Source organism: Sodalis sp. RH16 (assembly GCF_047324245.1).
Lineage (GTDB): Bacteria > Pseudomonadota > Gammaproteobacteria > Enterobacterales > Enterobacteriaceae > Acerihabitans > Acerihabitans ligni.
Genome location: NZ_CP178737.1, coordinates 1,004,694 through 1,027,161, shown reverse-complemented (window position 1 = coordinate 1,027,161; position 22,468 = coordinate 1,004,694). Strand labels below are relative to the sequence as shown.

Sequence of the window (22,468 nt, the reverse complement as noted above, 5' to 3'; positions counted from 1 at the left end):
ATAATGCGGCCATGAATATAAAAGCATCCCCCCATGCCGGGGTTCGGGGTCCGGCGGACCATAGTATCCGCGATCAGATTCTGCTGGCGGCCGACGAGCACTTCAGCTACTACGGCTACGGCAAGACCACGGTGTCGGATCTGGCGAAAGCCATCGGTTTTTCCAAAGCCTATATTTATAAATTTTTCGATTCGAAACAGGCCATTGGCGAAGCCATCTGCCACAAGTGCCTCAGCAGCCTGCTGGACAAGGTGCGGGAAGCGCTTGGGGAAGGCTCAACCGCCGCCGATGGGTTGCGCATCTTGTTTACCACCATCGCCGCCGGCAGCACCGATCTGTTTTTCTCCGATCGTCGGCTGTATGACATTGTCATTTATTCCACCGGAGAAGAATGGCCTTCATCCCAGGAATATGAGCGGCAGGTGCGGGAACTGCTGAAAAATATTCTCCGCCAGGGGCGGGAAACGGGTGAATTTGAAACGCGAACTCCGCTTGAAGATCAGTGCCGCAGCATCTTCCTGGCCATGGAGTCGTTTGTTAACCCCTTATTATTACAGCATAAACTTGACGGCATCCCCGCCGCCATTGATGATCTCATCAAGCTGGTACTGCGAAGCTTGACCCCGTAGCCGATTGTACTGATTTGCCTCATAGGTTTAACGTTACTCTTTATCCTGACGGCGGTTCATATCGATAAATTGTATCAAATGATCGCCTTAAGTGACTATTGACATATTTGGTCACTAGGTGTCAGACTGGCTCCTCTGTTTTCCCGGAGGATTACCATGTTTCGCAATAGTTCCACCTTTCTGGTTTTTGTTGCCGTCCCCCTGGCGCTCGGCTTGACCGCCTGCGGCCAGGCCCAACAGCCGGATCCCCGCACCGGGTCGCCCCTGGTGCGCACCGCTGTGGTGGAGGAATTCAGCCACGCTGAAAAAGCCTACACCGGCACTGTGGTGGCCAGGGTGCAGAGCGAGCTGGGTTTTCGCGTCGCCGGTAAGGTGGTGCGGCGTCTGGTGGACGCCGGCGCGACGGTGAAACGCGGCCAGCCGCTGATGCAAATCGATCCCGCCGATTTAGCCCTGGCCGCCCAGGCGCAAACCGGCGCGGTGATGGCCGCCCGGGCGCTGGCGGCGCAAACTTCCGCCGACGAGCGGCGCTATCGGACGCTGGTGGCAAAGGGGGTGGTCTCCGCCTCCGCCTATGATCAGGCCAAGGCCGCCGCCGATTCGGCCCGCGCCCAGCTCAATGCGGCGCAGGCGCAGGAGGATGTCGCCCGCCATCAGGCCGGTTATTCGGTGCTGACCGCCGATGACGACGGCGTGGTGATGGAGACCCTGGCTGAACCGGGGCAAGTGGTCTCTGCCGGGCAAACCGTGGTGAAGCTCGCCCACGCCGGACCGCGGGAAGCGGTGGTGTACTTGCCGGAAACACAGCGGCCCCTCCTTGGCACCACCGGGCAGGCCAGGCTGTATGGCGACCGGCCCATGAGCGGCAGGGCGACGCTGCGCCAGCTATCCGATACCGCCGATCCGCAGACCCGCACCTTCGAGGCCCGTTATGTCCTGTCGGGAGCCATGGTTACCGCTCCCTTGGGCGCAACCGTCACCGTTGCCCTGCCCGATCCCGGCGCCGACGGATTGGTGAGCGTACCGCTGGGGGCGTTGTTCGATGAAGGTCAGGGGCCCGGCGTCTGGCTGGTGGCGGGGGATAAACCCAAAGCGGTGTGGCGGGCGGTTCGGCTCTCCGGCCTGACGGAGGAGAGCGCCATTCTCTCCGGCGGCCTGAAACCCGGCGATCGTTTTGTCACCCTCGGCGCCCATCTGCTGCATCAGGACGAAGCCGTGCGCCTGGCCGATAACGGCGGGGCGGTGAAATGAGCGGGTTTAATCTTTCCGCCCTGGCGGTACGTGAACGGGCCGTCACGCTGTTTCTTATCGTCGCGATTTCCGCCGCCGGCGCCTTCGCTTTCCTGAAGCTGGGACGGGCGGAAGATCCGGTATTTACCATCAAGGTCATGACGGTAGTCACCGCCTGGCCCGGCGCCACCGCGCAGGAAATGCAGGATCAGGTTGCCGAGCCGCTGGAAAAACGGATGCAGGAGTTGAAATGGTATGACCGGACTGAAACCTATACCCGGCCCGGTCTGGCCTTTACCACCGTTACACTGAAAGACTCCACGCCTCCGTCGGAGGTCCAGGAAGAGTTCTACCAGGCGCGCAAGAAGCTCGGCGATGAGGCCGCCAATCTGCCGGTGGGTGTTATCGGCCCCACCATTAACGATGAATACGCCGATGTCACCTTTGCCCTCTATGCCCTGAAAGCCCGGGGAGAACCGCCGCGATTACTGGTGCGCCAGGCGGAAACCCTGCGCCAGCGCCTGCTGGGCGTGCCGGGAGTCAAAAAAGTCAATATCATCGGCGAGCGGCCGGAACGGATATATGTCGAGTTTTCCTATGCCCGCCTGGCCATCCTAGGGGTTTCCGCCCGGGATATTTTTACCGCCCTCAACGCGCAAAACAGCGTGACGCCGGCGGGTTCCATCGACGCTAACGGACCGCAAATCCAGATTCGCCTGGACGGGGCATTCAACAGTCTGCAAAAAATCCGCGATACCCCCATCGTTGTCGCCGGCCGGACGCTGAAGCTTTCCGATGTGGCCGATGTCAAGCGCGGTTATGAAGATCCCTCCACCTATCTGATCCGAAATCAGGACGAGCCGGCGCTGTTGCTGGGTATCGTGATGCGCGATCGCTATAACGGGCTGGTGCTGGGTAAAGCGCTGGAGAAGGAAGCGGCGGACATCTCCGCCAGGATGCCGCTGGGCCTGACGTTCACCAAAGTCACCGATCAGGCGGTAAATATCAAAGAATCCTACAACGAATTCATGCTGAAATTTTTCGTTGCCCTGGCGGTGGTGATAACCGTCAGCCTGGTGAGCCTCGGGTGGCGAGTGGGAATTGTGGTGGCGGCGGCGGTGCCGCTGACCCTGGCCGGCGTGTTTATCATTATGCTGGCCACCGGCCGCGACTTCGACCGCATTACCCTCGGCGCGCTGATATTGGCGCTGGGTCTGCTGGTGGACGATGCCATCATCGTCATTGAAACCATGGTGGTGCGCATGGAGGAGGGGTTTGATCGCATCTACGCCTCCGGCCAGGCCTGGGTCAGCACGGCGTCGCCCCGCCTGGCCGGCGCGCTGGTGACCTCCATCGGCCTGATGCCGGTAGGCTTTGCCGCCTCCAGCGCCGGTGAATACGCCGGCAATATCTTCTGGATCGTGGCCTTTGCCCTGCTCACCTCCTGGCTGGTGGCGGGGGCGTTTACCCCCTATCTCGGCGTGAAGCTGCTGCCGGATATCAAGCCCATTCCGGGCGGTCATAAAGCGATATACGGTACGCCGCGCTATAAACAGCTACGTTCCCTGATCGCCCGCGCGGTAGCCCACAATAAGAAAGTAGTGCTGGTGGTGGGTCTGTTTTTCCTGGTGGCGTTTTTTGGTCTGGGGGCGGTAAAACAGCAGTTTTTCCCCGTCTCCGACCGGCCGGAAGTGTTATTGGAAGTGCAACTGCCCGAAGGCAGCACCATCGAGGCCACCAGCGCGGCGACCGCTAAAGTGGAGGAGTGGCTGAAGCGGCAGCCGGAAGCCAGACTGGTCACCTCTTACATCGGCCAGGGCGCGCCGCGGTTCTATTTAGCCATGTCGCCGGAATTGCCCGATCCCTCCTTCGCCAAGATCGTAGTACTCACCGAGAATGAACAGGCCCGGGAAACGCTCAAGTATCACGCCCGGCAGGCGGTGGCCGACGGATTGGCCCCCGAGGCGCGGGTGCGGGTCACGCAATTGGTATTCGGTCCCTACTCGCCGTTTCCGGTGGCGTTCCGGGTCATGGGGTCCGACAGGGAAATCGTGCGGGAAATAGCCCGGCAGGTCCGGCAGGTAATGCTGGACAACACCTCCATGCGCCAGGTGAATACCGACTGGGGCGAGCGGGTGCCTGCCGTCCATTTCGTGCTGGATCAGGATCGGCTGCAATCCTTCGGCCTCAGTTCCCAGGACGCCGCGCAACAATTGCAATTTTTACTGAACGGCGTGTCGGTAACCCAGGTTCGCGAGGATATCCGCACCGTCGAGGTAGTCGCACGTAGCGCCGGCGGCGAAAGGCTGGATCCGGCAAAACTCGGGGACTTCACCCTTACCGGCAGCCAGGGGCAGCGGATACCCCTTGAACAAATCGGTCATACAGACATCCGCATGGAGGATCCGATTATTCATCGCCGGGATCGCATGACCGCCATTACCGTGCGGGGGGATATTGCCGACGGTCAACAGCCGCCGGAAGTCGCGTTGCAAATCATCAAAAGCCTCCAGCCCATCATGGCTAAGCTGCCCGTGGGTTACCGCATTGAAACCGGAGCCGCTCTGGAAGAAGCGGGCAAGGCCAACACCGCGCTGGCCGCGATTTTTCCGTTAATGCTGATCCTGATGATGATTGTGATTATTTTCCAGGTGCGTTCGCTGTCCGCCATGGCCATGGTGCTGCTCACCGCGCCGCTGGCATTGGTGGGCGTGGTGCCGACGCTATTGCTGTTTAACCAGCCGTTCGGGTTCAATACCATTCTGGGTCTTATCGGGCTGGCGGGTATTATCATGCGCAATACCCTGATTCTCATAGGCCAGATACACAGCAACCAGCATGAGGGGCTAACGCCCTACGACGCGGTGGTGGAGGCCACGGTGCAGCGGGCGCGTCCGGTAATCCTGACGGCGCTGGCGGCGGTGTTGGCGTTTATCCCGCTGACCTTTTCGGTTTTTTGGGGTTCGCTGGCGTTTACCCTCATCGGCGGTACCATTGGCGGTACGGTGCTGACGCTGATTTTCCTGCCCGCGCTCTATGCCGCCTGGTTCCGCATTAAACCGCCGATAAAAGCCGCCGTCTGAAGGCGATGGTTAGTGAGAATACGACCGGCCCGGCGGGACACCCGCCGGCCGGTATATTCTAGGGGATTGATTTCATCCATAGGCTTTTTTGCGGCGATGCCGTGCCGCCAAGCTAAGACGGCATAGGGCAAATGTATAACCTCATATATACGGTTTAATACGAAATTTGTTTACCGTATCGAGCTGGTTTTTTTGTTCGACTTATTATTTAGGTCCGTTATGATGTTTAGCATAATTTGTAAATAACTCTCTTTGGAATAACCGACATTTATTATTAATATTAAATTAGTGATAAGGATATCCTATATGATAATAAATTATTCTCATCATGATGCTTTATTCAAGAAGTTTCTCGGCGAAATCGACGTCGCCCGAGATTTTTTTAATAATCATTTACCGCCCTCTTTACGCCACCAGTGTCATTTCAATACACTCTCATTGTGTTCAGGCTCTTTTATAGAACTCAATCTGCGTCATCACTGCTCGGATATGTTGTATTCGGTGCGGACCCGGCGAGGCAAGGGTTATATCTATTGTTTGATTGAACACCAGAGCAGCCCGCAGAAAATGATGGCCTTTCGTTTGATGCGTTACAGCCTGGCGGCCATGCAGCAGCATCTGGACAAAGGCAATAAACGGCTGCCGGTAGTGGTACCTCTACTGTTTTATCATGGGGTCCGAAAAGGTTATCCCTACAAAAACGGCTGGTTTGATTGTTTTGACGATAATGCATTAGCCCGGCAGGTATACAACCACCCCTTTCCGGTAATCGATCTCACCATGATACCGGATGATGAAATCAAGACTCATGGCCGGGTTGCTATGCTGGAATTGGTGCTTAAACATATCCGTATCCGGGATATAGGGACGTTGGTGGAGGATCTCGGCACCCTGATAAACCAGTGGCAACCGTCCTTTGAGCTGCGTATAAGCCTGTTTCGCTATATCTTGCAGGCAGGGAAAACTTTTGATAGTCAGCTATTAATTAATAAATTAAAGGAACAAGCGCCGCTTTTTTTGGAGAAAGAAGAAATGATGACCATAGCGCAGCAATTGAAAGATGAGGGTAGGTTGGAAGGCAAAAGAGAAGGCAAAAGAGAAGGCAAAAGAGAAGGCAAAAGAGAAGGGAAAAGAGAAGGGAAACAGGAGGTGGCACGACAGCTCTTATTGCGCGGCGTGAACCGCATCATGATCAAAGAAGTGACCGGCTTTTCGGATGACGAACTGAAGCTGGTGTCGGACTGAGCCTATCACCGGTGTTTGCGCTACCGGCTCTGTAAGTCCTTCCTCTTGGCAGGCAGACCCATGGCGTGATAACGAGAGCGCATTGCCGTTGGGACATTTGTCAACGTTCCGGCTCTATCATCAAGGTAGGATACTTTCTGACGGGAGGCCGCTGTTCTCGCGGCGGTAATATAAACAGCGGTCATACAATCGCCACGGAGAAATACTCATGTCTCATTTTATCAACGGTAACTGGCTGTGTGGTCACGGCATGATATTTACTAAAGAATGCCCGGTTTCCGGCAAGCATTTATGGATAGGTCAGGAAGCGGATGGGTCAGATGTGCAGTCCGCCTGCCGAGCCGCCCGTGCCGCGTTTCCCGCATGGGCCAGGCTGCCGCTGACGGAGAGAATCCGTTTTCTTGAGCGTTTTGCCGCGCTGCTGGCACAGCACAACGATGAACTGGCCACCATTATTTCCCAGGAAACCAGCAAGCCTCTTTGGGAGAGCCGGACAGAAGTGCAGTCCATGATCAACAAGGTGGCGATTTCAGTACAAGCCTACCGGGTCCGCACCGGTGAAAGCGATACGCCTCTGGCCGACGGCCGGGCCACGCTGCGCCACCGTCCCCATGGCGTTATGGCGGTGTTCGGTCCCTATAATTTCCCGGGACATCTTCCCAACGGCCATATCGTCCCCGCGCTGCTGGCGGGTAATACCCTGGTGTTCAAGCCCAGCGAACATACGCCCATGACCGCCGAGTTCCAGGTGCGGTTATGGCAGCAAGCGGAGCTGCCGCCGGGAGTGATCAACCTGGTGCAGGGGGGGCCGGATACCGGCGCGGAGCTGGGCATGAGCGCTGAAATCGACGGGGCGCTGTTTACCGGCAGCGCCGCTACCGGTTATCGGTTTCACAAATATATGGGCGGCCGGCCGGAGAAAATGCTCGCGCTGGAGATGGGCGGCAACAATGCGCTGATTGTGGAAGACGTAGAGGATATGGACGCGGCGGTGAATGTGATTATACAGTCCGCGTTTATCTCAGCCGGCCAGCGCTGTACCTGCGCCCGTCGTCTGCTGGTGAGGAGCGGGGCCATGGGGGATGCGCTGTTGCGCCGTCTGGTGGAGGTGAGCGGGACATTGCGTATCGGTGCTTGGGACAGCACGCCGCCGCCCTTCATGGGGGGCCTGATAACGACCACGGCGGCCACCAACCTGCTGTTCACGCAACAGCGGCTGCAGGCGCTCGGCGGCAAGCCGCTGCTGTTAATGACGCAACTGCTGCCCGACAGCAGCCTGCTGTCGCCGGGTATTATCGATGTCGGCGGGATGGCGGATATCCCCGACGAAGAGTATTTCGGTCCGCTGTTGACGGTGAGGCGTTATGACCGGTTTGATGAGGCCATTGCCATGGCGAACCATACGCGGTTCGGCCTGTCCATGGGACTGATTTCCCCCCATCGCAGCCAGTTCGAACAGTTGCTGCTGGAGGCCCGTGCCGGCATCGTCAACTGGAACAAGCCTCTTACCGGCGCCGCCAGCAATGCGCCCTTCGGCGGCATCGGCGCGTCAGGCAATCATCGTCCCGGCGCCTATTATGCGGCGGATTACTGCGCCTGGCCCATGGCTTCGCTGGAGAGCGAACTGCTGACCCTGCCGGAGACCCTGACGCCGGGTCTGAGCTTTGATACTCCGTCTGATTGAAAAGGAGCGTTTTCATTGACTGATGCTGACTTTCTTGAGTTGACTCTGGCCGGCCACCCGCCGGCTGAACGCTGGGGAGAAACGCCGTGGCTGACCTGGCGCTGGCTGGAGGAGGGAGTGATAGAGCTATTGCCCCGACGGCCGGCGGCGATGTCCCTGGTGCTGTCCGCCGGTATACATGGCAATGAAACCGCGCCGGTGGAGCTCATCAATCTTCTGCTGGCGGAGCTTATAACCGGACGGATGCCGCTGGCGCCGCGTCTGCTGGTGATATTAGGCAACCCGCAGGCGCTGCGGGCCGGAAAACGTTATATTGATTACGATTTGAACCGGCTGTTCGGCGGCGGCGCCAGCGACAAAGCCTGGGATGAAGCTAATGTCGCCGGCAGGGACCCCGCGGAAAAGAATGACCATGGCCTTTTGCGGCATGCCGATGCGCAACCAGGTCATGCGGATGCCGACCCGGCGCTCCCCATGGGCGCGCCCCTGCCGCAGAGCAACGAAACCTTACGCTGTCGGCTTTTGCAACGGCATCTCGGCCGGTTCTTCCTGCCGGAGGATCGCTGCCGCTGGCACCTGGATATGCATACGGCGATTCGGGGATCCCGCCACGGGCGTTTCGGTCTGCTGCCCTATCAGCCCGGCGGCCATGACCCGGCGCTGCTCCATTGGCTCAACGCCGCGCAGTTGGATGCCCTGGTCAGGCATCGCGCCGCCGGTACCACCTTTACCCATTACAGCAGCGAACAATTTTCCGCTGCCAGCGTCACGCTGGAACTTGGCAAGGCGCTGCCGTTCGGCGCAAATGACCTCGCCCAATTCAATGGCGTCCGCGCCGCCCTGTGGGCGCTTATCAGCGGCGAGGCGTTGCCGGAACGTCTCGGGCCGCCGGTCAAACACTATCGCGTCTGCCGGCAGATCACACGAACCCAGCCGGATTTCACTTTGCTTATCCCCGCCGATACCCTGAATTTCACCATGTTTGACCGAGGGGAGCTGCTGGCCAGGGAGACGGGTAATGAATATCGGGTCCGGGAGGAAAAGGAGTGGGTGCTCTTTCCCAACCCCGACGTGGCGATAGGTTTACGGGCCGGGCTAATGCTGGTTGAGGATGAGGATAATCAGTGCTAAATCCACTCTTAATACGTCTAAGTACGGGGGCGTTGCCGCCTTCACGAAACTCGAATGATTCAGAGTATGTCCGAATTGACATGTTCCTTGCAGTAGCGTTTTTTGTATTCCAGCGGGGTTAAACCGGTCAGCCGGCGGAAGAGACGGCGAAAGTAGGCGACATCCGGAAAGCCGCAGCGTTTCGCGATATCGGCAATGGCGCCGCAGTCGGCCACCAGCATTTTTTCAGCGTTGCCGATGCGCCGCCGGTGAATTGCCTCGGTGAGGGTCATGCGGAAGGTCATTTTAAATACACGCCCAAGATAATCGGCATTGCAAAATAACTGTGCCGCCAGACCAGAGGCGGTGAGAGGTAAATGAAACTGGGTGCCGATCAGCTGCTGCGCCTTCCAGGCCAATGCCATTCCCGGTTCCGCCGGTTCAGTGCTTTCGGTCCAGCCGTCCGCCACCTGCTGTAGCAGCAACAGCAGAATCAGCTCCAGAGAGGATGGGGGTGACCGATTTTCCTGTTCGCTGAGGAAAAGTCTGAACAGCGTAATAAATCGATGAGGATCGCGTATTTTACTGTATTGCGGTATGGGTAATTTCAAAGCGTCCTGAATCGCGGGGCGGGCGGCAATAATACCGAAATGCAGCCAGTAAAATTTTAAATCCGGCGGAAAATTGCCGATTCCCTCGTGTTTTCTACCTGGCCATAATAAAAGTGATTCCCCGGCTTTGACATGAAAATCATGCTGGTCTTCCGAAATCGCTAATATCCCCTGCTCAACAAAAATCAGTTCGTAGGATTCCAGGATACGGGTAGGATGATGGCCCAATCCACGGGAAATAAACAGTCCGCCATTTTCAATCCTGATGGGGTAATCAACTGATATATCTAGCATAATTAATCACTTTTATCGCTGGATTAATTAACATTAGCAAACATCGCCGGATATGTCAGCTTCTCTCTGCGCTCTATTGATCTGCTTCACAAATTTAAATTTATGTCGGAATCGTACCGTTTTTATGCCTTTTCCACACCTTGTTGCCCCGGGATTAGTGTGCGACTTTTAATCCCGGGAAAAATAAAAAAACATTTATATTACTCTAAATAATTCTAGTTGCAGGAAAGCCAACACGCCTGAAACTTGAAGTATGACGAGTATATTGCCTATTAAATTTCTCAACCCATAGGCATGCCAATAACTCGTTACAAGCGAGGAGAAAAATATGTCTACCACCTCTCTACCCAATACCGCCGGCCAGGCCATTGCCGCCAGCGGCTATTTGTCCATCCGCGAAAAAATCGGCTATGGTCTAGGCGATGCGGGGGGCACGGTAATAACCTGCCTTATCATGAATTTCCTGACATTTTTTTATACCGACATTTTCGGCCTCACCCCCGCGCTGGTTGGGACGATGTTTATTGTACTGCGGGTAGTGGACGCGGTGTCCGATCCCCTGATGGGAATGGTGGCGGACCGGACCGTCAGCCGATGGGGCCGTTTTCGCCCCTGGCAGCTGTGGATTGCGCTGCCCATCGGCATTATCGGCGTCCTGACCTTCACGGTACCGGACGTCGGCGTCAATGGGAAAATTCTCTGGGCCTTCGTTACTTATCTTATGCTGTCCCTGAGTTATACCGCCATCAACGTGCCGTATTGCGCGCTGATCAATACCATGACCGGCGTTCACCGCGAGGTGATCTCCTGTCAGGCCTGGCGTTTCGTTCTGTGCGGCATTGCCGGGTTCCTGGTTTCCGTGGGTTTGCCCTGGCTGGTGGACAGCCTGGGGGGCGGTAATAACGCCCAGGGCTATCAACGCGGGGTTGCCGTGCTCTGCGTTATCGCGGTGGCGATGTTTTTATGCTGCTTCTTCTGGGTGCGTGAACGGGTGCCCTTGACGGTAATGGGTAAATTTTCACCGCGGGAACATCTGCGGGGACTGCGTCAAAACGACCAGCTATTGCTTATGCTGCTGATGTCTTTTCTTCTGATGAATGTTTTTAATATTCGCGGCGGCGGCTACATGTATTTCATTACCTATGTTCTGCACGGCGGGGCCGGTTATGCATCGCTGTTTTTCACCGCCGTCACGGTGGCGTCCATTATCGGCGCCGTGATCATCAACGGTTTATCCCGGCGTATCGATACGGTAAAGCTTTATTATTATACCAATATCATACTGGCGGTCTTGGGTATCCTGATGTGGTTTATCCCGACCGGGGAAGGGTATCGCACCCTATGGCTGGCGGTGATTTTCATTAACGATGTCATCCTTGGTTTTACCCTGACGCTGCATTTCTCCCTGATGGCGTTTGCCGATGATTATGGTTTTTGGAAAACACGTATTCGTTCTTCCGGCATGAGCTTTGCCTTTAACCTGTTTTTTATCAAACTCTCCTGGGCCTCCAGCGCCGGTATTATCAGCCTGGTCTTTATTTTGGTTGCTTATGCCCCCGGCATCGGTAATCAAACCCCCGCGTCGCTGCACGGCATCCGGATTATGGAAACCTTCTTGCCGGCACTGTTTCATCTATTTCTGGCGGTAGTCCTGCGCTATTGCAGACTGGACAATAACAGCATGGCCCGTATAGCCGGCGACCTGCGGGATCGTCAGTTGTCATAAACGTTGAGTAAGGAATCAAAGATGAAAAAAACATCCGAAATCGACCTGCATCATCTCCAGCTGACGGATCCTTTTTGGCTGGGTTATCAGCGACTGGTCAGGGATGTGGTGTTGCCATACCAGTGGGAAGCGTTGAACGATCGCGTCGCCGACGCGGAGCCCAGCCATGCGATTGAAAATTTTCGCATTGCGGCCGGACGCAGCCAAGGGGAATTCTACGGCATGGTATTCCAGGATAGCGACGTGGCTAAATGGCTGGAAGCGGTGGCCTGGATGCTCTGCCAGCAGCCGGATGCGCAGTTGGAACACACCGCCGATGAAACCATTGAGCTGATTGCCGCCGCGCAGCAGCCGGACGGCTATCTGAACACCTATTTCACCGTTAAAGCGCCGGAACAGCGCTGGACCAACTTGGCGGAATGCCACGAGCTCTACTGCGCCGGGCATATGATTGAAGCCGGCGTCGCCTATTATCGTGCCACCGGTAAGACCCGTCTGCTGAAGGTGGTCTGCAGTCTGGCGGATCACATCAACCGGGTATTCGGCCCTGGGCCGCAACAGCTGCACGGCTATCCTGGCCATCCGGAAATCGAGCTGGCGCTGATGGAGTTATATGACGCCACCGCCAATACGCGTTATCTCTCCCTGGCGCGCTATTTTGTCGAACAGCGCGGTACCGAGCCCCACTTCTACGATCTGGAATATGAACGCCGCGGCCGCACATCCTATTGGCAAAATTACGGCACCGCCTGGATGGTGAAAGACAAGGCCTACAGCCAGGCGCATAAACCCATTGCGCTGCAGGAGACGGCGGTGGGGCATGCGGTGAGGTTTGTTTATCTGCTGGCCGGCGTCGCCCATCTGGCGCGCATCGGCGGGGATGAAGAGAAGCGTCGCGCCTGTCGTCGTTTATGGGACAATATGACCCGGCGCCAAATGTATATCACCGGCGCTATCGGCGCTCAAAGCCACGGCGAGGCGTTTACCTCTGATTATGATCTGCCCAACGATACCGCATATACGGAAAGCTGCGCCTCCATCGGCCTGATGATGTTCGCCCGGCGTATGCTGCAAATGGAGGCCGACGGCCAGTATGCGGATGTGATGGAGCGGGCGCTGTATAACACGGTATTGGCGGGAATGGCCCTTGACGGTAAGCACTTTTTCTATGTAAATCCGCTGGAGGTCCATCCGGGCGCCATAAAGTGCAACCATATTTACGATCATGTGAAACCGGAACGCCAACAGTGGTTCGGCTGTGCCTGCTGCCCGCCCAATATTGCCCGGTTACTGGGTTCGCTGGGCAATTATATCTACACCCAAACCGAGGATACCCTGTTCGTTAATCTCTATATCGGTAGCGAAGTCACGGTACCGGCGGGGAACGGCTTTCTGACGCTGCGGCAAACCGGTAATTATCCCTGGGACAACACCGTTGATTTGACGGTGACCAGCCAATCTCCGGCGGAGCACACCCTGGCGCTGCGTTTACCGGGCTGGTGCCCGGCGCCGGAGGCGGTCTTGAACGGCGAACCGGTTGAGATCCGTCCTCGCCAGGGATATGCCTATTTCACCCGGACCTGGGAGGAAGGAGACAGCATCCGGCTGACGTTGCCCATGCCGGTGCGCCGGGTCAGAAGCAATCCCCTGGTACGCCAGAACCTGGGCAAAGTCGCCTTGCAGCGGGGACCGTTGGTGTACTGCCTCGAACAAGCGGATAACGGCGCCAATTTACATCAACTGCGTCTGGCCGCCGGTACCGATTTTTCCCTGGCGCCCGGCCAGGGTGTATTGGCGGGAAAAATAGTGATACAGGCCACCGGGGATAGCGTGCAAGATACCGATGCCGGACAACAGCCGCTCTATGGCTATGACGGCGAGCCCCCCCGGCGGCGGTCGCGGCAGCTGCTGTTTATCCCCTATTTCTGCTGGGCCAACCGCGGCGAAGGTGAAATGCGGATATGGATTGAGGAGGCATGAGGCGGCTTGGGCAGGGCCGCCTTTCGGCGAGGCCGCGGCTCAGATGTTTCGACTGGCGAATTCTTGTCCGATCCAGTCGATAAATACCCTCACCCGGGGAGAGAGCTGGCGGTTGCGGGGGTAAAGCACCGATACCGGTATGGAGGATGAAGTAAAGTCTGTCAGTAAAGGCACCAGGGTCCCTTGGGCCAGGTCGTCGCTGACATGGTAGCGGGGAACCTGGATAATGCCTAATCCCAGCCGCGCCGCCGTGACCATGCTCTCCGCGCCGGTGACGGATACCGCGGCGGGCAGCAGATAGGGCCGGGATACGCCTTCGGCGCTGAACTCCAGCGGCATCAGCGCGCCGGTGGCCGAGGAGCGGAAACCCACCATCTGATGCCCCTCCAGGTCCGCCGGCGAGGCCGGCCGGCCATAGCGTTTTACATATTCCGGCGCGGCGCAGGTGATTTCCGCCAGTTCTCCCAACCGTCGCGCCACCATGTCGCTGTCTTTGAGCTTACCCACCCGCAGTACGCAGTCTATCCCTTCACGCACCAAATCCACCAGCCGGTCCCCTTCGCTCATGAAAAATTCGATATCCGGATACTGCTGCAAAAAAGCCGGCAGCCCCGGCAATAAAAAATGACGGGCCAGTGTGCCGTGTACGTCTACCCGCAACAAGCCCTTGGGCTTGGCGCCGGCAAAGGCGGTCTCCGCATCTTCCACCGCCGCCAGGATCATCAGGCAGCGCTGATAATAGGCTTCACCATCTAGAGTCGGGTTGACGTGGCGCGTGGTGCGGTGCAGCAAACGCACCTTAAGCCGGGCTTCCAGCAGTTTTACCGCATCGGTGGCGGTGGAGCGGGGAACCCCCAGATCCTGCGCCGCCAGGGTAAAACTGCGCTGTTCCACCACCCGCGTAAAGATTTTCATCGCATCATATCTATCCAAGGTATTGTTCGCTATTTTCGCATGGTAATGACGAATAATAGGCAATTATGCGGCTAATAAAAAGGTCCATACTCTCTTTACCGGCCCACAATGGGTGTGCGGCCGCAAAAAAGGCAGGGGAACAACATGAATCAGTCAACTCAACGGGTAGCCATTATCACCGGCGCATCAAGAGGCATCGGCGCCGCGGTCGCGCAACGGCTGGCCCGCGACGGTCACGTCGTCATCATCAATTACGCCCGTCAGCAAGGGGAAGCGGATGCGCTGGTTAGCCGTATTGAACAGGCCGGCGGCCGCGCCCTGAGCGCTCAAGGGGACGTCAGCGACCCGGCAACCTTTACCAAGCTGTTTGACCGGGCGGACGAGGCTTTTGGCGGCGTAGATGTGCTGGTGAACAATGCCGGCATCATGAATCTGAGCAGCCTGGCCGACAGCAGCGACGACCTCTTCGACCGCCAGATGGCCATTAATCTCAAGGGCACTTTTAACGGCATGCGCGAAGCGGCCCGGCGTCTGCGCAACGGCGGCAGCATTGTCAACTTCTCCACCAGCGTGGTGGGTCTACGGCTGGAAACCTACGGCGTTTATGCCGCCACCAAAGCGGCGGTGGAAACCCTGACCGCCATCCTGGCCAAAGAGCTGCGCGGCCGCTCAATCAATGTTAACGCCGTGGCGCCCGGACCCACCGGTACCGACCTGTTTTTGCAAGGCAAGCCCCAGGAAGTGATCGATCGCATGGCCAAAATGGCGCCGCTGGAAAGATTGGGTACGCCGGAAGATATCGCCGCCGCGGTGGCCTTCCTGGCCGGGCCCGATGGCAGTTGGATCAACGGCCAGGTATTACGTGCCAATGGCGGTTTGATTTAAGTTTCCGGGAATCATTTTACTATGCCCAAGAGATGTCGGGTTGCAGGAAGGCGGCAAGCGAGTAAATCCCGATGAGCTTACTAAAGCAAGTGATTCGGGTTAACGAGTGTAGTCAACGCACCTGCAGCTTGAAAGATGACGGGCATGTTCATCTGCGAGGTTACATCATGAACCAAGTCATCGTTATTACCGGCGCTTCCAGCGGTTTCGGCGCCCTCACCGCACGCGCCCTGGCGGACGCCGGACATACCGTTTACGCCGGTATGCGTGAAACAACCGGGCGTAACGCGCCGCAGGTAGCTGATGTTAAACGTTACGCTGCCGAGAATAAGGTGGATTTGCGGGCGGTGGAACTGGATGTCGCTTCCGACGATTCGGTTGAGGCCGGCATAACCCGCATCATCGATGACTGCGGACGGTTGGATGTGGTTATCCATAATGCCGGTCATATGTCCTTCGGCCCGGCGGAAGCGTTTACCCCGGAACAGTATGCCCAGTTGTTTGATATCAACGTCCTAAGCACTCAGCGGGTGAACCGCGCCGTCCTGCCGCAACTGCGCAAACAGGGACGGGGCCTGGTGGTCTGGATCTCTTCAAGCAGCGCCCGTGGCGGCACGCCCCCCTATCTTGCACCGTACTTTGCCGCCAAGGCGGCCATGGATTCACTGGCCGTATCCTACGCCTCGGAATTAACTCGTTGGGGCATTGAAAGCAGTATTATCGTACCGGGGGCCTTCACGAAGGGTACGAATCATTTCGCTCACTCAGGATCTCCTGCTGATCGGGCCCGCGCCGAGGAGTATCACCAGGGGCCCTATGCCGGATTGGCGGAACAAAGCATGAAGGGGCTTTCAGCCCTGGAACCGGCCGATGCCGATGTTGCCGAGGTGGCGAAAGCCATCGTCAGCGTGGTGGATATGCCGTTTGGCACGAGACCTTTCCGCAGCCATATCGACCCTTCACAGGATGGTTGTGAAGTGGTCAACGGCGTGGCGGACCGGGTACGCACCGAACTGTTCCGGCGTATCGGACTCCAAGACCTGCTTACACCGCACATACGCACATAAGTGAATAATCTCCAACTATACCATCACCCCCGCCGCGGTATAACGCGGCGCTCTTATTCAATCTGTATATGGCCACAACGGCAGCGTGCCGTTGGCGGCGATGGACGGCATGGGATAAATGGTCTCGGCCAGCTGTTGGAACCGCTCAACGGAAAGCAGGAGGTCAAAATAACATTGCAGGTAATATTCATCTCCTTCTGAAATATAACCCTGATATTCTTTAAGGATATGATACAGTTTTTCTTCCGACTCTTTATCCATCCGATATTGTCCGATGAATTCATAAAAATTCATATCACGAATGACCAGACGCGCAAGATCGCTGAAAATTGCCGGCAACAATCCAACATTCCTTTTGATACGTGCATTATTGAGCGATGTTCTGATAGTGATAAGCATTTCAACCATATCGGCGAGATGTTTTATTTTCCTGTTATCGCGGTAATCTTCCTTAGCCAGTGGTGTATCTGCCGGCATATGCAACGGATCCCCCAATTCCTGTGCCGCCGGCGAAAAGCGGGTAAACCATTGGGGCTGGCGCTGCCTGATGCCGTTTGTGGCCAGGTAAGGGCATAATTGAACATCCAGTCTCAGGTCATTGGCCAAAATCTGTCCCCGAAGAGATACCGCTGCAAAACCATCAAATAAAGTGATTAACTCGATGCATTCTACCTCTGCGATATCGGGAAACCGGCTGTTGGCATAAAACATGCCGCGGATAATATGCGCCATTTCCCGGCTGGCCACTGGATAGATGTTTTGAGAGACAGCCTCCATTTTGAGCGTCAGCAATGAGCTGTTCGGCGACGCGAACAGTGTCCAGTTGTCCTGGGTCAACATTCTTTCCCTCGAGGCATAGACAATTTCCTCGGAGGGTTCTCTGTCCCCCTCAGGTTTCGTGGCAAAACTTTTTAGCGCTAATTTATCCAGCATCAGGGTTTCATTTGCCGGAGCGTTAACGGGATTACCCGCTAAAACGGTATATAGCTCATTCGTACCTCTCATGGCAAGCTTGCCTTCGTCAAACGTGCCCATTTCTTCGGCCACGATAATCGAGGGTCCGGATTCGAACAGCGGATCGAATAAATTATTACCTACGCCTGCGAAGCGGCCCTCTCCGACGCTAATTAATAAATGGCTTAGGAAAACATCATCGTAATATAGACCCAACAGCTTGCCCGGTTTTAGTTTTAACAGATCGGTACTATCAATCAGTTCCAGAATGGAAGACATATATGATTGCGCAGGATAATTTTGGCCGAAGGCCAGCGTGACTCTTTGCTGCATCTCGTTTGCATCACGTGCATCGAGAACTTTCGCTTCCTTCAATATTAAAAAAGGAAAAGTCACATTCAGATTATAATCTGTTTGCATGCGGTGATGATGATTATATGAAGAGATCATGGTCCGTGCGGCTGATAAAATTGATGAGTCTGCGTCCAAAGTATTGGAAGGTTCTTTTTTAACATATCGATAATAATATTTTATCGCAACGGTTTTATACCATATAGGCTCGCGCAGCAAGATTGCCCCTTTAATATATTTTCCCGGATGCCCGGCTTCACGATAGGGGAAAGAAATAGCCGTGCTTATTTTGGCAAAATCTTTGTATTTTATCAAAGGGAAATCACTACTAATGCTTTTTTTGGTCAAATGAGCCCACTCAGGTTCATTAAAAACCTGGCGATCGATAATCAGCCCTGCCCCATAGGGTCGCAAATGAAGCATATCAATGATATAATCATTTTTATTAATTCTCAGTATAATAACCAAATGATCCACCGGTGAACGGTCATGCTCGTTTTGCCATAAGCGCTGCATTCGGTAACCGACGTTAACGCCGCCGTCCACACTTAATCCTTTGATAAACTGGAGCAGCAAAATATTTACATTACTGTCGGTCTCATGGGTGAAGACTTCGCGAAATTTAGCTTCACTCGTCAGGCAATTGACAAAATCGGTCAACATTTTACTCATATCACCGTTGTTGAGAAACAAAGATTCTATATGATGAACATAATCATTCACCATAAGTTCCAACATATGAATATACATCCATTTATTATCTTTATAATGGTCTATAGGAAGAGTAATGGAACGAATTGGCTCCATATGGATAAAGTCAACATCGTCATTGATGTATCTTGTCCTACGTCCAGAACGGGCCGTTATAGAGAAACGATCGTTATCCAAAAAAGAAGAGGCCGCCCACTTACCCTTCTCATTCTTATACATGGGAACAGCGTAGTTTAAATTCATCACCTCTGTCGGTTTGACCACGCGCCAAGTCCTTATGGCGGCATCCCAGATGACCTGAAAAAAATATTCGTCTATTTCGATGAAATTTTGCGTCGTACCTTGCCCTTGATCCAGTACAAAACTTCCGTCATCTCTCTTTTGTATCAACAAGTTCCTATCAATATCAGAAGACCATTGAATAAATTTAGTCATCTTTTGTTCCATATTGTTTAAAATGAAATTGCTCATCCATGTAATCACTGTTGCCATATTTGCTGATAAATGATGTTTTATTTTTTTTGAGAAAATAGCATGTATGGGTAGCGGGTTCAAATAACCAATAACACTGCTGAAAATAGACCCAGAACTCTTTCTTGCGATATAAGGTAATTCTTCAGCCAGCTTTTGTGATATGGCTCTATTCAATTGCTTAACCGGCAAGGTTTCAATGTTTGCGATATTAATTAATCGCTTGTATATTACCCCGGTTCCTTTTGCGGCACTGGTGGTTAATTGTCCAAGCATAAAGGCCAGATCAAAGGTATCGAATATAACTTCTATCCCATTGAATTCATTGTCAGCGTCATTTACATATTTCCATAAGATTTCATAAAAAGGTATCAGCGCAAGCAGTTCTTGCCACCACTTTTTAATGCGAAGTGATATTTTCAGCTGATCCACTATTTCTCTTAGCATTATGGCATTCCAATAATCTAAAATTTCAATCATCGTCTGATAATCCTCTTTTTCCTCTCCTGCAACCAGTACGTAATCCGGCTTTGGCATACTTCGGATTATTTCTTCAGGCTCAATCAGGAAAAGACTTAAAGGAGACATGCGTAGTTGTGTGCTGTCATAGGGTATATCAAAAAGCTCCAATATATCATTAGCGGTGACAGGAATTTTAAGCCGATGGATCCAATCAATGTCAAAATTGGTTTTTTTATATTCATCTATCAAATTATTAAAAAATATATTATCCGGATCCATTGAAATGGTTTTAATGAATGGCGCGCTAAAAAGAGTCGAGGCGATAATGACCTTATGACTATAGGTTTTGATTAAAGAGAAAGTGCCAAAGTTATTATTTGGTAAGTAGACATCTTGATTAGGCGCCAGTGAGTTTTGAACATAATTTCTGGAATAAATTTTAAAGGTGTACACTTCTTTGGGGGGGTAAATCATATCCAGGTAATCTAATGCCGACCGGGAAATGATTTTATAGGTAAATTGCCTGGCTTCCTGTTGTAATGAATAGTCCTTGTAATGAATAAATTGATTATAAAATTCCCTGGCCGACTGAAACTCATCCGAGGGTTTCAGGTCAAAGATTTTTTTGAAATTTTCAGAGGATCGTGATTCGAAGTCTAATGAAATCTGCTTTTTTTCTGCCTGGAATTCCTTGATAATGTACAAAGCACTCAATCCGCTCAACTGGTCAGAACGAATGTGATGATAATCAATATACCAGTAGATTGCTGCTCTCAACAATAAGGAAACATCACCCGCCGTAACGCTGGTGAAATATAAAGTAAGTATTTCCTGCCGCGTTTTCTGGAATGAATCACCAGGGGACGCCATTATCATAGCCTGAATTTTTGCCTCCGCCAGTCGCTGTTCATTTGTTCTGCTGCCTAGCTGAATGTGTTCGTGCTGATGTTCGCTGACAATTTCAATGAGGTAGGCTTGCAGTTTTTCGAGAAAGCTCAATAATAAAATGCACTCTTTATCATATTTTACTTGATCAACCAGCTCATTTATCCATTGAGGATTTTGCTGGTACAGGGTATTGTCCATGCGTTCGAGATTTGTTTTTACGCTTTTATCAAGAGACTGCAGGGTCTCTTTATAGGGGCGCATGTTGTCCTCTGCCCAATTTTCTTTATCAACGCTGTTGGTTGAGTGGATGCGGTAATATTCAATGTCTCGGATCAGCCGGTCAATGTGTGGATGATATTTATTGCTGCCGTGAATATAATCCACGATTTGATTCGCCACCAGCTCGGCAATCTCCGTTTCGGTTAACGGCGCTTCCGTCTGGTCGAACAAACTCCTGTATTCAGTAAGCTCGCCGGGGATGATAAGATAATTCCCCTGAATGCTAAGTCCATTATTTCTGCTGTATTCGAATATATAATAAAAAAACCGCTTTAACAGTATTCGCCGAAGGTGTATTGGTCGTTCATCTAACATGTCATGAAATATCTCTCTGCTATTGAAGTAGATTAGCCGGTCAAGCAGAGGGATTGAATCGCTGATTAATAACTTTTCATAGGTATGTTGGGCTTGCTGCATTATAGCCAACATAAAAAGTTGTTCTTTATAAATTTTTGCTTTCTCCGCCGGAGATTCATCGATGAGCTGCTTCAAATTTTTTTTTGCATCGGCGTAAGAGATGCCGTTTTTAAAATCTATCAGTTCACGAAGTGTTTTAAAATTAATATCGTAAATTGTTCTTTCAATTTGTATATTTAAGAGTGGGAAGAAATCTGCGATCGTTCTGTATTCACTAAAATAGTCTCGGAGTATATCGTCATCCAATTTTTTTTTGCTGCTGGAATTCACACAATTCTCGATATTCTTTTCGATGTATTTTTTTAACATTATCATATCGGTATACTGCGTTTTGTTATCTAAGTAAGTTCCATCATTATAAATTTCGGATAATTTATCATAGAGAAAGACGTTAAGTTCTGACATCCATGCAAGCGAGTAGATTTTTTTGTTGGTCAATGGGATAAACTGTTGCTTGATTGCCTGATAGAGTTCCCTTGCGGAGTGATTGGCAATATTCAGGTTGGTCTCACAAATAGCATCTTCATGACTATTCTTGCCTTCGTTTGTTGGCGGGTCGGATATCAAGGGCAAGGCGGCAGGACGTGCATTTGTGACATTCGCGGCTTGGCGGGGAGGTCGTTTTAAGGCAAAAGAGGGATATTTGTCTGATATTTTAAGCCAGGGGAATAAAACCTCCGGCGGCGGCGGTTCCACCTTTGCCCCGTCAGCGACGGGGAAAAACCATGTTAAGCCAGACAGATGCGATAGCATCGAAAAGGGCGTCGGGATCCGGGTGTTGCGTGCCCACGAGGATAACAAGGATTCGCCGCTGCATAATCCTACGGGCGGGCTTGGCATCGCCGCCCTCGGCTCGGGGGCTGCTTGGGGTGACGGCGGGAATATTCGGGTTCCGCCGTATCCCGGAGCGACCCCGGTCAGGTGGCCGAGCAAATAGATAATAGTGTCCAGCCAGGTGTCGGGCGGGCTGACCAGATCGTCAATATGGTATATCACGCCGTCGGAAACCAGCCACCGGTCGGCTACCCGCCCAACAAAGGCAGTATAGCCGCCGGGTAAAGTGATTTTTTTCGTGGTAATGCTGAGAGTCTTTTCCGCAAGCTGGATGGTAATGTTTTTTCCAGGCTTGGCGGTGGACAGACTTTCCGGGTGTTTTTTAAATAATGCCGCGCAGGTGAACAAACGATCCGCCTGTGATTTTTCTTCATCGGTTTCGTGGGGTGCTTCTATAGGATGCAGCGTTAGTAAGGCCGGGTTTAGAACCGAGTATGAAGAGGACAGAACTGTATTAGGGTGATTATAAATCTTTTTTATTGTTTCATTATAATTATTATTTTTAAATAGCGAAATAGTATGGCGGCCACTAAGTTTACATTCATCTTTAGAATAGCCATTATATCGGCTGACTGTATTATTAAACATATTATCTCCAGTAAGTCATATTTGAGCGCAATGAGAATTACCATGTAAAAATAC

General features: G+C 53.2%; 13 protein-coding genes. 10 read left to right on the top strand and 3 right to left on the bottom strand.

The features are described from left to right. Window positions 1-11 precede the first annotated feature (11 nt). From ACL2XJ_RS04725 to ACL2XJ_RS04700, 6 genes are all read left to right on the top strand, one after another. Window positions 12-629, top strand: coding sequence for a TetR/AcrR family transcriptional regulator (locus ACL2XJ_RS04725; RefSeq protein WP_413725802.1), 618 nt, complete (start codon window positions 12-14; stop codon window positions 627-629). A 156-nt stretch (window positions 630-785) separates the two neighbouring features. Further along, a complete protein-coding gene (locus ACL2XJ_RS04720; protein ID WP_413725801.1) occupies window positions 786-1,880 on the top strand; it encodes an efflux RND transporter periplasmic adaptor subunit in 1,095 nt (364 codons plus the stop codon). Beyond that, window positions 1,877-4,942 carry an efflux RND transporter permease subunit gene (locus ACL2XJ_RS04715; protein ID WP_413725800.1) on the top strand — a complete coding sequence of 1,022 codons (3,066 nt, stop codon included), beginning with the start codon at window positions 1,877-1,879 and terminating at the stop codon, window positions 4,940-4,942. The genes ACL2XJ_RS04720 and ACL2XJ_RS04715 overlap by 4 nt, the downstream gene beginning before the upstream one ends. Before the next feature lie 306 nt (window positions 4,943-5,248). Continuing rightward, entirely contained in the window at window positions 5,249-6,187 is a 939-nt protein-coding gene (locus ACL2XJ_RS04710; RefSeq protein ID WP_413725799.1) for an Rpn family recombination-promoting nuclease/putative transposase, read from the top strand. A 208-nt stretch (window positions 6,188-6,395) separates the two neighbouring features. Further along, window positions 6,396-7,871: a succinylglutamate-semialdehyde dehydrogenase gene (gene astD / locus ACL2XJ_RS04705; RefSeq protein WP_413725798.1), complete on the top strand. Its 1,476-nt coding sequence runs from the start codon at window positions 6,396-6,398 to the stop codon at window positions 7,869-7,871. 15 nt (window positions 7,872-7,886) lie between these two features. After that, a complete protein-coding gene (locus ACL2XJ_RS04700; protein ID WP_413725797.1) occupies window positions 7,887-9,002 on the top strand; it encodes a succinylglutamate desuccinylase in 1,116 nt (371 codons plus the stop codon). Between the two features lie 59 nt (window positions 9,003-9,061). On the opposite strand, the gene ACL2XJ_RS04695 is transcribed toward ACL2XJ_RS04700, so the two are convergent. Continuing rightward, the gene (locus ACL2XJ_RS04695; protein WP_132925122.1) at window positions 9,062-9,886 is read right to left on the bottom strand and encodes a helix-turn-helix domain-containing protein; all 825 of its coding nucleotides are present in this window, start codon (window positions 9,884-9,886) and stop codon (window positions 9,062-9,064) included. Between the two features lie 328 nt (window positions 9,887-10,214). On the opposite strand from ACL2XJ_RS04695, the gene ACL2XJ_RS04690 reads away from it, so the two are divergent. Together ACL2XJ_RS04690 and ACL2XJ_RS04685 are read left to right on the top strand one after the other, a co-directional pair. After that, window positions 10,215-11,612 (top strand): MFS transporter, encoded by a 1,398-nt coding sequence (locus ACL2XJ_RS04690; RefSeq protein ID WP_132925124.1) that lies wholly within the window; start codon window positions 10,215-10,217, stop codon window positions 11,610-11,612. Between the two features lie 21 nt (window positions 11,613-11,633). Then, a complete protein-coding gene (locus ACL2XJ_RS04685) occupies window positions 11,634-13,592 on the top strand; it encodes a glycoside hydrolase family 127 protein (RefSeq protein WP_413725796.1) in 1,959 nt (652 codons plus the stop codon). Window positions 13,593-13,631: 39 nt separating this feature from the next. Here the strand turns inward: ACL2XJ_RS04685 and ACL2XJ_RS04680 are convergent, their stop codons facing one another. Further along, a complete protein-coding gene (locus ACL2XJ_RS04680; RefSeq protein ID WP_132925128.1) occupies window positions 13,632-14,525 on the bottom strand; it encodes a LysR family transcriptional regulator in 894 nt (297 codons plus the stop codon). 126 nt (window positions 14,526-14,651) lie between these two features. Here ACL2XJ_RS04680 and ACL2XJ_RS04675 point away from each other — a divergent pair, with 126 nt between their 5' ends. Both ACL2XJ_RS04675 and ACL2XJ_RS04670 read left to right on the top strand, forming a co-directional pair. Continuing rightward, the gene (locus ACL2XJ_RS04675; RefSeq protein ID WP_413725795.1) at window positions 14,652-15,392 is read left to right on the top strand and encodes an SDR family oxidoreductase; all 741 of its coding nucleotides are present in this window, start codon (window positions 14,652-14,654) and stop codon (window positions 15,390-15,392) included. A 167-nt stretch (window positions 15,393-15,559) separates the two neighbouring features. Then, window positions 15,560-16,459 (top strand): SDR family oxidoreductase, encoded by a 900-nt coding sequence (locus ACL2XJ_RS04670; RefSeq protein ID WP_413725794.1) that lies wholly within the window; start codon window positions 15,560-15,562, stop codon window positions 16,457-16,459. 57 nt (window positions 16,460-16,516) lie between these two features. On the opposite strand, the gene ACL2XJ_RS04665 is transcribed toward ACL2XJ_RS04670, so the two are convergent. After that, window positions 16,517-22,414, bottom strand: a complete 5,898-nt coding sequence (locus ACL2XJ_RS04665) for a hypothetical protein (RefSeq protein ID WP_413725793.1) — start codon at window positions 22,412-22,414, stop codon at window positions 16,517-16,519. Window positions 22,415-22,468 lie beyond the last annotated feature (54 nt).